Annotated in this window: 11 protein-coding genes; 10 read left to right on the top strand and 1 reads right to left on the bottom strand. The window is 55.6% G+C overall.

Going from position 1 to position 12,596, the window contains the following annotated elements:
* Positions 1–2: 2 nt before the first annotated feature.
* The 6 genes from ACR0MQ_RS05080 to ACR0MQ_RS05055 are packed head-to-tail and all read left to right on the top strand — an operon-like array spanning position 3 to position 7,022.
* The gene (locus ACR0MQ_RS05080) at positions 3–1,100 is read left to right on the top strand and encodes an ABC transporter ATP-binding protein (protein WP_170472688.1); all 1,098 of its coding nucleotides are present in this window, start codon (positions 3–5) and stop codon (positions 1,098–1,100) included.
* Positions 1,093–2,085, top strand: coding sequence for an ABC transporter ATP-binding protein (locus ACR0MQ_RS05075; protein WP_170546377.1), 993 nt, complete (start codon positions 1,093–1,095; stop codon positions 2,083–2,085). The genes ACR0MQ_RS05080 and ACR0MQ_RS05075 overlap by 8 nt, the downstream gene beginning before the upstream one ends.
* Before the next feature lie 11 nt (positions 2,086–2,096).
* Entirely contained in the window at positions 2,097–3,719 is a 1,623-nt protein-coding gene (locus ACR0MQ_RS05070; protein WP_480606405.1) for a dihydroxyacetone kinase subunit DhaK, read from the top strand.
* Positions 3,720–3,756: 37 nt separating this feature from the next.
* On the top strand, positions 3,757–4,785 hold the full coding sequence (locus tag ACR0MQ_RS05065; protein WP_480606402.1) for a LacI family DNA-binding transcriptional regulator: 1,029 nt from the start codon (positions 3,757–3,759) through the stop codon (positions 4,783–4,785).
* A 27-nt stretch (positions 4,786–4,812) separates the two neighbouring features.
* Entirely contained in the window at positions 4,813–5,868 is a 1,056-nt protein-coding gene (locus tag ACR0MQ_RS05060) for a sugar phosphate isomerase/epimerase family protein (RefSeq protein ID WP_170772437.1), read from the top strand.
* Positions 5,868–7,022 carry a Gfo/Idh/MocA family protein gene (locus tag ACR0MQ_RS05055; RefSeq protein WP_480606399.1) on the top strand — a complete coding sequence of 385 codons (1,155 nt, stop codon included), beginning with the start codon at positions 5,868–5,870 and terminating at the stop codon, positions 7,020–7,022. The genes ACR0MQ_RS05060 and ACR0MQ_RS05055 overlap by 1 nt, the downstream gene beginning before the upstream one ends.
* 253 nt (positions 7,023–7,275) lie before the next feature.
* Here the strand turns inward: ACR0MQ_RS05055 and ACR0MQ_RS05050 are convergent, their stop codons facing one another.
* Positions 7,276–7,467 carry a hypothetical protein gene (locus ACR0MQ_RS05050; protein ID WP_170772441.1) on the bottom strand — a complete coding sequence of 64 codons (192 nt, stop codon included), beginning with the start codon at positions 7,465–7,467 and terminating at the stop codon, positions 7,276–7,278.
* Between the two features lie 170 nt (positions 7,468–7,637).
* Between ACR0MQ_RS05050 and ACR0MQ_RS05045 the strand changes: the two genes are divergently transcribed.
* From ACR0MQ_RS05045 to ACR0MQ_RS05030, 4 genes are all read left to right on the top strand, one after another.
* Positions 7,638–8,711 carry a LacI family DNA-binding transcriptional regulator gene (locus tag ACR0MQ_RS05045; protein ID WP_480606397.1) on the top strand — a complete coding sequence of 358 codons (1,074 nt, stop codon included), beginning with the start codon at positions 7,638–7,640 and terminating at the stop codon, positions 8,709–8,711.
* An 18-nt stretch (positions 8,712–8,729) separates the two neighbouring features.
* On the top strand, positions 8,730–10,085 hold the full coding sequence (locus ACR0MQ_RS05040; RefSeq protein ID WP_480606394.1) for an ABC transporter substrate-binding protein: 1,356 nt from the start codon (positions 8,730–8,732) through the stop codon (positions 10,083–10,085).
* Positions 10,086–10,150: 65 nt separating this feature from the next.
* On the top strand, positions 10,151–11,386 hold the full coding sequence (locus ACR0MQ_RS05035; RefSeq protein WP_170772447.1) for a carbohydrate ABC transporter permease: 1,236 nt from the start codon (positions 10,151–10,153) through the stop codon (positions 11,384–11,386).
* Positions 11,386–12,594 (top strand): carbohydrate ABC transporter permease, encoded by a 1,209-nt coding sequence (locus ACR0MQ_RS05030; RefSeq protein ID WP_170772449.1) that lies wholly within the window; start codon positions 11,386–11,388, stop codon positions 12,592–12,594. The genes ACR0MQ_RS05035 and ACR0MQ_RS05030 overlap by 1 nt, the downstream gene beginning before the upstream one ends.
* Positions 12,595–12,596 lie beyond the last annotated feature (2 nt).

Below are 12,596 nucleotides of genomic sequence, written 5' to 3'. Positions count from 1 at the left end.
AAATGGCCCAGATCGTAGTCAAAAACGTAAGAAAGATGTTCGGCGATTTCACGGCTGTCCGCGAAAGCTCGTTCACGATTGAGGACGGTGAGTTTTTCATGCTGCTCGGGCCATCCGGCTGCGGAAAGACGACGACGCTGCGGATGATAGCTGGATTGGAACTTCCAACATCGGGTGAAATCTATCTGGACGGTGAAGAGATCAGCCAGCGGCCACCTTCGGAGCGGGACATAGCCTTCGTGTTCCAGATGTTCGCGCTGTATCCCCACATGAACGTGCGCAAGAACATCAGCTACCCCCTAGTCTCGCAGGGCATGCCGCGTGCAGCCGTCAAAGCCAAGGTCGAGGAAGTCGCGGGAATTCTGGGGATCAACGACATCCTCGATAGCCCGGTAGGTGGACTGTCAGGCGGCGACAGGCAGCGCGTGGCGCTGGGTCGCGCGATTGTTCGGGAGCCCAAGGCGTTCATGATGGACGAACCCCTTGGTGCCTTGGATGCTGAGTTTCGGGAACACATGGCCGAAGAACTGCGTGCGCTTCATGATCGCATGGGGGCGACCACTGTGTACGTCACACATGATCAGCTGGAAGCCATGCAAATGGGCGACAAGATCGTGGTGATGAATAATGCTGTGATCGAGCAATTCGGTACACCCCAGGAAATCTACGACAAACCGGCTACGATGTTTGTGGCGGATTTTATCGGGTCTCCTTCGATGAACTTCCTGCCGTTTGAGGGAAAAGTCGAGCCTGGTTCGGAAATGGTTCGGCTGAATGGCCATGACGAAGCCGTGCCGAGGCTGATGGAAGGGGCGGAAGGTGACTTGGTTTTTGGCGTTCGCCCCGAGCATGTTTTTCTTTCGGATGGGAGCGAATACCGGGCCAAGGTCTTGGCCGCAGAATACTTGGGAACCACTCAGATCGTGACGCTGCAAAGCCCGAATGGAGAGCTGAAAGCCCGGATTGATGCACGCGAGGTCGTCAGTCCCGGTGAGACAGTGGGATTGGAGTTCCGCTCCCCCGCAGTAACTTTGTTTGAAAAATCTACTGGGCGCGCGTTGAGGTCCGCTCTGAACGACGAGGTACTGAGCAATGGCTGAAGTCGTTTTGGAGAATATCTCGAAGTCATTTGGCAACGTCAAAGCGGTGGACGGTATTTCGATGACGATCCCCAACGGTGCATTTGTGGTGTTGTTGGGCCCGACTGGCGCGGGAAAAACAACGACGCTGAGATTGATATCCGGACTCGAGAAACTGGATTCAGGAACTGTGCACATTGCCGGGCGTGACGTTGGAATAGACACTCCCGCTCAGCGCGATGTAGCGATGGTCTTCCAGCAGTACTCGCTGTACCCGCATATGACAGTGCGGGAAAACCTGTCCTTCCCTCTACGGTCGCCGATACTGAAGACCCCAGAGGACGAGATCACCAGGAAGGTTAATGAGGTCTCGGAGATTCTTCAGATCCCGCACAAACTGGATAACAAGGCCACTGAACTGTCTGGCGGTGAAATGCAGCGCGTTTCAATTGGACGAGCGCTGGTGCGTGATCCCCAAATCTTCCTGATGGATGAACCGCTCAGTTCTTTGGACGCCAAGCTTCGGGCGGATTTGCGGGTCGAGTTGAAAAGGATTCAGGCCGATCTGGGGTCAACCTTGCTCTACGTGACCCATGATCAGGTCGAAGCCATGACAATGGCGACGCATATCGGCGTTTTGGAGAACGGCCGGTTGGTTCAGTACGGAACACCTCGGGACATTTATGAAAACCCGGGCAGTGTTTACGTAGCCAGCCGATTGGGTCTGCCGCGGATAAATATCCTGCCGTCCGGGTTGTTCGAAGGCGATCACAAAGGCCCGCAGATTGGCCTACGCCCGGAAAACATCATTGAAGGCGAAGGCAGTGAAGCGCGTGTCATACGTGCTGAGCATCTGGGGGATCAAACGCGGTTGCACCTTGACTTAAACGGTCACCCGGTTGTGACCTTGATTGATGTCCATCAGGATTATCCATCTGGAAAAGTTATAAAAATCCGCCCCCACAACCCTTTGTATTTTGACGCGTCCGGCGCGCGAGTGAATTAAGGAGCAAAAGCATGGCCCAGTTCCTCAACACAAAAGAAACTCTGGTGACAGAGGCGATAGACGGCCTTCTGGCCTCCTCCGGAGGGCAACTTACCCGGCTGGACGGATACCCACACATCAAGGTGATTTTCAGGTCGGATTGGGACAAGTCGAAGGTCGCCTTGGTGTCCGGCGGAGGATCTGGCCACGAACCCGCCCATGCAGGTTTTGTTGGCCCCGGTATGTTGACAGCAGCGGTGTGCGGGGAAGTGTTTGCTTCCCCGTCGGTAGAGGCGGTACTGGCGGGTATTCTTGCGGTTACGGGTGAGGCTGGGTGCTTGCTTATCGTGAAGAATTACACCGGTGATCGGTTGAACTTTGGACTGGCGGCTGAACGCGCCCGTGCATTGGGCCGCAAGGTAGAGATGGTTGTTGTTGATGATGACATCGCCCTGCCCGACCTTCCGCAACCACGTGGCGTGGCAGGTACGTTGTTCGTGCACAAAATCGCCGGAGCGCTCGCTGAATGCGGTGCTGACCTAGACACCGTTACCAAAGCAGCAACAAGCACTATAGCAAAGGTTGTCAGCATCGGTATGAGCCTGGACACCTGTACCGTTCCGGGATCTCCAAAGGAAGACCGGATCGCACCCGGCAAAGCGGAGCTCGGCTTAGGCATCCACGGCGAGCCCGGTGTACAGCAAGTCGAGTTCTCAAATGCTGTATCAGCCATGTCCACAGTGGTGGAAAAGCTGAAGCAAAGGGTGGGTTCTGGGGATTGTGTGGCGTTGGTCAACAACCTTGGGTCGACAACTCCGCTAGAAATGGCTGTCCTCACGCACGCCTTGTCCGAGACTGGTATTGCCCATCACATCATCGGCCCAGCGCCAATGATGACATCGCTGGATATGCACGGGTTTTCTGTTTCTATTCTGCCTGTAGATCAGGACGATTTAGCGGCACTTGAAGCTCCTGTTGATCTGGCGGCTTGGCCCGGTGTCAATTCCATCGACCCGATAAAAGTCGCGCCTTTGCCTGATGGCCTGACCCCTATCGATCCAATTCCTTCGAACAATCCCGCCACAAGGGAGACGATCACCCGATTGTCTGAACTGCTCATCAACGCCGAGAAAAACCTGAACAAGCTGGACGCGAAATCCGGAGATGGTGATACAGGAAGCACGTTGGCGACGGCCGCTAGAGCGTTGCAAGGTAGCCTTGACCGAATGCCGCTCGCTGACCTGACACAACTTTTTCCGGCGTTGGGCAATGAGTTAAGCCAGACAATGGGTGGTTCTTCCGGCGTGATACTCGCAATTTTTTTCAACGCGGCTGGAGATGCCTCTGCGAGCGGGGCTTCGGTACCGAATTCTCTGGTCGAAGGTCTGAATCGCGTCAGCCAGGTTGGGGGTGCCAAGGTAGGTGACAGGACAATGATTGACGCCCTGGCACCGGCACTTGCCGCACTGCCATCTGGTCTGGCGCATGCGGCCGAGGCTGCCCGCGAAGGCGCGAACAACACCGCGAATATTCGACGTGCGAAGGCAGGCCGCGCAGCCTATGTTCCCGAAGAAAACCTAGTTGGACATAACGATCCCGGCGCTGAGGCTGTTGCTTTGTTGTTTGAGGGCTTAGCGCGGGAGATTGAGGGTTGAAAAACACGTGGAAGACCAAAAACAAAAATTAGAATTGGTGAAAAAGCCAACCGTCAATGACATCGCGCGCGTAGCGGGTGTCAGCCTGGCGACTGTTGACCGGGTCTTGAACAGGCGCCCCGGCGTACGGGCCGTAACCGTACAGAAAGTACAAAAGGCGATTGATGAGCTGGGGTATGTGCGCGACACGGCCGCAGCAAACCTTGCACGAAACCGTGTCTACAATTTCCTCTTTGTTCTGCCGGAAACGGACAACGAGTTTGTGGATGCAATCAGCAGCCAGATCGCAGAACAATCCCGCGACCAATTTATCGAGCGTACCTGCGTTGCGATAAAGAAAGTTGCTCCGTTTGAACCACAGGATATCGTTAACATTCTGGATGCTGTCGACAGTTTGGAGGTTGACGGAGTCGCCGTTTTCGGACCCGAAACGCCTTCTGTCCGCGACGCCGTAAAAAGGCTCAGAGACAAAGGCGTTCCGGTGGTTGCGTTGGTGTCTGACTTGCCGAGTTCTGAGCGAGACCACTTTGTAGGAATTGATAACGTTTCGGCAGGGCGAACCGCCGCTCAGCTGATGGGACGATTTGTGCATCGCGACGGCAAGGTCTTGGTACTTACAGGATCCCGTTTGGCACGTGACCATCTAGAGCGTCGTCAAGGCTTTGATCTAGTTGTGGCTGAGGAATTCCCACACCTCGAAGTCGTAGCGTCTGTCGAGGGCCGGGATGACCCGGATCTGATTTACAAGATGATGCCCGAGATCTTTGAAACCTACCCGGATCTGGTTGGAATTTATTCCTCCGCAGCAGGCAATGCAGGACTGATTCAATTTCTTTCCGAGAACAAGCTCAGCAAAGATCTGGTGATCATAGCTCATGAGCTTACTCCGCTTAGTCGTGAGGCGCTTACGCTGGGTACATTTGACGCTCTTATCTCGCAAGACACCGGGCATATTGTTCGTTCAGCCGTCCGTCTGCTGCGTGCAACTTCGGACAAAGTGCCATTCAACAAAGCCCAGGAACGTATCCGTATCGACATCTATCTGAAGGAAAATTTACCGCCATAGAGGCTTAGGTTTTGGGGAGGAAATTTTATGAAGACAATTAAAGGTCCAGCTTTGTTTCTTGCGCAATTCGCAGGGGACGAAGCGCCGTTCAATTCGTGGGACGCGATCACCAAATGGGCGGCTGACTGTGGATACAAGGGCGTTCAGGTTCCCAGTTGGGATGGCCGGTTGTTCGACCTGGAACAAGCCGCGTCCAGCGCCAGTTATTGCGATGACTTCAAAGGCAAAGCCAAGGATAATGGCGTCGAAGTCACTGAACTTTCAACCCACCTTCAGGGCCAACTTGTGGCTGTTCACCCGGCCTATGACAGCGCGTTTGATGGTTTTGCAGCCGAAAGCGTCAGAGGAGACCCGAAAGCCCGGCAAGAATGGGCGGTAGACCAAGTCAAAAAAGCACTATCTGCTTCGAAAAATTTGGGTATTCCAGCGCATGCGACATTCTCAGGCGCATTGGCATGGCCCTATGTCTATCCTTGGCCGCAGCGCCCTGCTGGCTTGATCGAAACGGCGTTTGATGAGCTCGCTCGGCGTTGGGTGCCGATCCTGGATCACGCCGAAGAATGCGGCGTTGACGTCTGTTACGAAATTCACCCAGGTGAGGACCTCCACGACGGCGTGACGTACGAGATGTTTCTCGAACGGACAGGCAATCACCCACGCGCTTGCATGTTGTACGACCCGTCGCACTACGTGCTGCAATGCCTCGACTATCTGGACAATATCGACATCTACAAAGATCGGATCCGGATGTTCCATGTCAAAGATGCCGAGTTTAACCCGACCGGCCGACAGGGTGTTTATTCCGGGTATCAAGGCTGGGTCGATCGTGCCGGGCGCTTCCGGTCGCTTGGCGATGGCCAGGTGGATTTCGGGGCGGTCTTTTCAAAAATGGCGGCGAATAACTTTGATGGCTGGGCAGTTGTCGAATGGGAATGCTGCCTCAAACACCCCGAGGATGGAGCGCGTGAAGGCGCGCAGTTCGTGTCCGATCACATCGTCCGTGTGACCGAGAAAGCCTTTGATGATTTCGCTGATGGTGGCGCTGACGAAGCCGCCAATCGTAAAATGCTGGGGATTGAGTGATGGTCAAAGGACGAAGTGAAGAAGCCTCGGGCCGCATTCGGCTTGGCATGGTTGGCGGCGGAAACGACGCATTCATAGGTGGCGTTCACCGCATAGCCGCGCGACTGGACGACAAGTTCGAGTTGGTTGCCGGTGCTTTGTCTTCGACGCCAGAGAAATCCCTTGAAAGTGGTCATGCATTAGGGCTCGAACGGGTCTATGAAGACTTCAAACAAATGGCGATCAGGGAAGCTCGGCTGAAATCTGGGATCGAGGCCGTCTCAATTGTCACGCCAAATCACGTTCACTATGCGGCTGCACGTGAGTTCCTGAAACGCGGTATTCATGTAATTTGTGACAAGCCACTCACCTCGACCCTTGCCGATGCAAAAAAGCTGGTCAAAGCAGCTGAAAGCTCGAATGCCCTATTCATTTTGACCCACAATTACACGGGCTATCCGATGGTTCGGCAGGCGCGTGAAATGGTTGCCAATGGCGATATTGGAAAGATACGCGTGGTTCAGGTTGAATACCCGCAGGACTGGCTGACCGTGCAACAGGATTTCAAACAGGCAGAATGGCGAACCGATCCCGAACGCTCGGGCGCGGGTGGATCAACCGGTGACATCGGGACTCATGCTTACAACCTCGCTTGCTTTGTAACCGGGCTGAAGGCGGAAAGCTTGGCGGCGGACTTGCAGGCCTTTGTGCCGGGGCGCAAAGTCGATGACAACGCGCATGTGTTGCTACGTTTCGAAGGTGGAGCGCGCGGTATGTTGTGGTCTTCTCAGGTGGCTCCCGGCAACGAAAATGCACTCCGATTGCGAGTCTATGGCGAAAAAGGTGGGCTGGAGTGGTCTCAGGAAGATCCTAACTATCTTTGGTTTACGCCCTACAACGAACCCAAGCGTCTAATCACCCGAAATGGAGCTGGGGCTGGTGATCCTGCCAATAGGTTGAGCAGAGTTCCTCCGGGCCATCCCGAGGGGTATCTGGAAGGGTTCGCGAATATCTATGGGGAGGCTGCGGAGGCGATCCAAGCTTTCCGAAACGGGACTTCACCTGACGCTTCGGTTGTTTATCCAACGGTTCGCGACGGCCTCAATGGCGTTAAGTTTGTAGCCGCATGCGTGCAAAGCTCTTCAAAAAATGCGGCTTGGGTCAAGTTGGAGTAAAGTCTGGTTGTGCGGATAGAGTGGACATCTTGAAAAAAGCTGTGAGTATCTGCCAAGAACTGAAGCTCGCACAAACTATAGATGAACACTCCGGTACAACAAGCTGCGAGCATCGCTGAACGGATGTTATGTGAACCACCTTAACGCTGTACCATCACTCGCCGAGGTCCTCGTCATTCGCATCCCCAGCTTCATGTATCTCTTGCTTTTTCATATGCCAAATGAATGCAATGTGATTTATGACGCGATCGATCTAGCCCGCCTCGCCTGTAGTATGAGCGGCTGCAATCAGTTTGAACTGCGTTTCTAAGTCTTCAGCGAGGTCCGCGTCACTGGTTCCCAGGTTGTCCCTAGCCCCCACCATCGCGACAGACTCCGCAAAATCTTCTTCCCACATCTCATTGAGATAGGCCCTCGTATCAAACTCGGGATCGTTCTCGCCCACGCCTCAGCCCCGTTACGCTCGCTATAACGTTTCAAACAAGTCACTTGAGAGGTAGTTCGACTTTTTTGTTGCCGAAACCGGTTTCGGAGCGAACAAATAGTAGGATGACAACGAATCCCAATCTGCAAAACCGCCAATCTCAGTCTAGGAGCGCCTCACCGCCACGGCGGGTGAAACTCGACGAATTGGCGGATCATCTCGGGCTTTCAAAGAGCACGGTATCGCGCGCATTGAACGGGTATTCAGACATCTCGGAAGTCACGCGAAAGAGAGTTGAGGTCACGGCGAGGAAGATGGGCTATCGCCCGCTCAGTCACGCGCAGGCTATTCGAACAGGAAAAGTTCGCGCTATTGCGATGGTCATCAACAGCGAAGAACCGGACCAGCACAACCCGTTTCTTCAGGATTTTCTGGCAGGCGCTTGCGAAGCAGCCAGTGCGTCGGACTGGACAATGACAATTTCCACGGCAAAGTCCGGGAAAGATATGCTCAATGTGTTGGAACGTCTTGTCGAAGAACGCAAGGCAGATGGTTTCATTTTGCCCCGGACCGAAGTGGACGACGCGCGGGTAAAGTACCTTGGAGAATTGCAGGTCCCATTTATCCTATACGGGCGGACGGAATACGGCCAATCGGATCCAATGGATGATATGTCTTGGTTTGACATATCGGGTGAAGCAGCAATCAGAAATGCGGTCGTTCGATTGGTCAACTTTGGCCATAGCCGTATCGGTTATGTCGGCAGTGATCCGAAGTTCAACTACAGTCATTTGCGCCGCGACGGGTATCTTGAAGGCCTGAAAGTTGCCGGCTTGCGGGATGATCCAGAATTGATCCGGGAAGGTGCACGGACACGCGAAGAAGGGGCTAACGAAGCGCGGTCACTGTTGAAATTGGACCACCCGCCAACCGCAATGGTGTTTGCTACCGACTTGGCTGCATTAGGGTGTTATCCAGTTTGCGCTGAACTTGGCCTTGAGATCGGAAAAGACGTTTCAATCCTTGGATATGACGGCATTCCCGAATGCCAATACGTCAATCCGGGGCTGACAACATTCAGCGTGGATTCGAGACGCGCAGGAGAGCGTCTGGCCACGCTACTGATCCGCCAAACCCGAGGCGAAGAACCCGCAACCCTGCGCGAACTCAGCGAAGCCGTGCTTATCGCACGCGAATCCGACGGGCCACCCCGGCTGACACCCGAGGCACTGGCGCGAAAAATCAACCTAATCCAACGATCATAACCGGGGAGGAAACCGACTATGAAACTCACACCCAAAGTATCTCGGCTGATGCTGGGCACATCGCTGGCGCTGGTGCTGGCTGCCGTTTCTGCGCAGGCGGACACAATCCGCTTCTGGACCACCGAGGAACAGCCCGAACGTCTGGCAAAGCAGCAAGAGATGGCCGATCAGTTCAAAGCCGAAACCGGTACCACGGTTGAGGTGATCCCGGTTACAGAAACCGATCTGGGCACCCGTGCCACCGCTGCTTTTGCTGCTGGTGACCTGCCGGATGTGGTTTACCACCCGCTGCAATACGCCCTGCCTTGGGCCGAAGCCGGAATTCTGGACACCGAAGCAGCGTCTGAGGTGATCGAAGAACTGGGCGCCGATACGTTTGCACCGGGCGCGCTGGGAATGGCGGCGTTCAACGGTGAAACGGCCTCTGTTCCGGTCGACGGCTGGACCCAAATGGTAGTCTATCGCAAAGACTTGTTCGACGAAGCCGGTCTGGAAGCGCCCGACAGCTTTGCCGACATTCAGGCCGCGCTGGAAGCGTTGCACAACCCGCCGGAAATGTATGGCTTTGTCTCGGCCACCAAGGTCGATGAGAACTTCATGAGCCAGGTGCTCGAGCATGTTTTCCTGGCCAATGGCGTGTCGCCGGTTGGCCCCGATGGGTTCCAGCCGTTGGATGAAGCCAAAACCACCGAGGTTTTGGATTTCTACAAAGCGATCTCCAAGGCATCTCCTCCGGGTGAGCTGTTCTGGAAGCAATCGCGCGAGCTGTATTTTGACGGCAAGGCCGCGATGATCATCTGGTCGCCCTTCATTCTGGATGAACTGGCCGGTCTGCGGGATAGTGCTCCGCCGACCATCAATGACGACCCAACCTCGCGCGATCTGGCCAGCAAAACCGGCATCGTAACCAAACTGTCCGGCCCGTCGAACCCCGATGGCGCAGCATGGGGTGACGTCCGTTACTTTGGCATCACCAACGACGCGGACACCGATGCGGCGATGGAATTCGTGAAATTCGCGATGGATGACGGCTATACCCAGACGCTGGCGATCGCGCCCGAGGGTAAGTTCCCGGTGCGCCGCGGCAATGCGGACAACCCGAATGCATTCTCTGAGGCTTGGGCCGAACTGCCCGTTGGCGTCGACCGCAAGGCACCGCTGGGTGAGCTATACGAACAGTCGATGATCGACGAGATCGTCGGCGGTTTGGATGTGGCACAGCGCTGGGGCGTGGCCGAGGGTCAGCTGGCACTGGCATCGAAGATAATCAACAGCCAGGCGGTCAACCGCGTCGTCCGTCAGTATATCGACGATGAGATTGACGCCGCAGCAGCCGTTGCCGCGATGAACGAAGAACTCGCCAAGGTCGAGTAACGCTACCACTAAATGGCATCTGCAGCGGCGTTCGCGCCGCTGCACCCAACCATTCGAGGTCTCTCATGTCTTCGGCCACCCCACCGAACGGTACCGGGGCTCTTGCCAAGCGCGAAGCGCGTCTTGCATGGGCATTGCTGGCTCCGACTGTGATAAGCGTGTCTCTTGTTGTGATCCTGCCGCTGCTGGCGATCATCTGGATCAGCTTCAAGCCCTTTACCCTATCCGACCTGCGCCCACCGGCGCCAGTTGTCCGAGAAAGCCTGCGTGGATCGGGCGATGATCTGCGGATCGAATATCGCCTGCGTAATTCCAGTCAGGAGATTGCCATCGGCGGCGTCACTCTCAGCGATGTGCTGCCTAAGGGTATGACACCCACAGGTGAGATCGCAGCGCCATGTGTGCTGGAAGGACAGGACCTGTTCTGCGATTTTGGTATCTTGGATGGCGGCCAACGCGAGAGAATTCGTATTCCGGTCACCGTAGACGGCGACCCTGACGCATTCGAAGAGTTGGTTGAAGGGTCAGAACCCGGCGTCACAGGCAGCGGTCCCAATGTGCTGACCAATTTCGAGTTCAGCCTGGAAAACTACGCCCGCGTCTTCGATGGGTCAGAGTTCTGGGGCGTGCTTTGGGTGACGCTGTTCTACACCGTCTTCGGAACCATCGGCGCATTGGTCATGGGATTGTTCGCCGCGCTGCTGCTTAACAAAAGTTTCCGCGGTCAAGGGTTCATACGCGGGCTCTATCTGTTCCCATATGTCGCTCCGGTGATTGCTGTAGCGTTCACCTGGGTTACTCTATTTGACCCATTCTCTGGCTCAGCCAATGCACTGCTGGTTCAAATGGGCCTGAGCAGCGAACCGATCAACTTCTTCGGCGAACGACCACTGGCGCTGATCATGGTGACGGTGTTCGAGATTTGGCGCTATTTCCCGCTGTCCTTCCTGTTCATTCTGGCGCGAATGCAATCCATAGACTCTAGCATGTATGAGGCGGCGGATATGGACGGCGCCTCTCCGTTCCAGAAGTTCTGGCTGCTGAGCATCCCGCAACTGCTGGGTATCCTGTCGGTGCTGTTCCTGCTTCGCTTTATCTGGACGTTCAACAAGTTCGACGACATCTTCCTGCTGACCGGCGGCAATGCGGGCACCCGCACGCTGACCGTAAATGTCTATGAGCAGGCCTTTGCAATCTCGAACATCGGCGCAGGCGCGGCCGTCGCCGTAGTGATCCTGATGTGCCTGATCGCGTTTAGCTTCGTCTTCTTCCGCTTCATCAGCCGAGAGGAGGGTCTGTGATGCGCAAAGGGTATATAACCGGCCCTGTTCTGGGCGCGCTATGGATGGTGGTGATCGCCACCACCGCTGCCATCACCATGTCGTTCTCAACCGGAGACGCATTCCGACCACAGGTCTTACTGTGCCTCATCTGGGGAACACTGGCTGGTCTTGTTTATGTCCGTTTTCCGCAACAGCGCGCGCGCGCGCGTCTGGGTATTTCGGCACTGTTGGGCCTGTCTTGCCTCACCGCATTTGGCCCGGTTCTGATCGGCTCTGGCACATCGTTGCAGGCGGTTCTGATCACGGTGATCGGCATTGCCGTTGTGATGCATCTGTCGATGGCGGCGATCCTGAAGGAAACACCGTTCGGTGAGCTCACCCGCCATGAATACGAGGATGCGGTGATCCGGTTCTGCACCGGTTTTGGTTATATCTTTTTCACCGCCATCGTGATCATTCCGTTCTATGTGATGGTGATGACCAGCCTGAAATCCCAGCAGGCGCTGTTGCAGAACCCGCTGGATTTCTCGGTGGACCTGAGCCAGGGCACCGCCCTGTTCCGCAGCTATACCGAGCTGTTCCGCGACTTCAACTTCGGCAGCTATCTGTGGACGTCCTTCTATGTCTCGGTACTGACGGTGTTCATAACGCTGCTGTTCAGCGTACCCGGAGCCTATGCCGTGGCGCGGTTCCGGTTTCAGGGACAAAAGGCTTTTTCACGCTCGATTCTGCTGATCTACATGGTGCCGATGATCGTTCTGGCGCTGCCGATCTATATTGCGTTCTCGCTGACCGGCCTGCGCAACTCGATCCTCGGTATCGTGATGATCTACCCGGTGACGACAATTCCAGTCGCGTTGTATATGCTGCAGGGCTATTTTCGCGGATTGCCGACAGAGGTGGAAGAGGCCGGGCTGATGGACGGCCTGTCCCGCCTGGCGGTGATCTGGAAGATTACCTTGCCACTGAGCCTGCCAGCGCTGGCCTCGGTCTCGCTCTATGTCTTCATGATCGCCTGGAACGAGTTCCTTCTGGCCTTCATGCTGCTGGATGACCCGTCGAAATTTACCCTGACCCGAGGAGTCACGATGCTGAACTCCTCAGAAATTCCCCGCCAGCACCTGATGGCCGGTGCGGTGATCGCCACCGTGCCGATCATGGCGCTGTTCCTGGGGCTTGAACGTTTTATGACCAAAGGCCTCACAGCGGGGTCTGTCAAAGGATGACC

This window comes from Ruegeria sp. AN6 (assembly GCF_056540425.1).
This window is presented reverse-complemented; position numbering and strand designations above follow the sequence as displayed.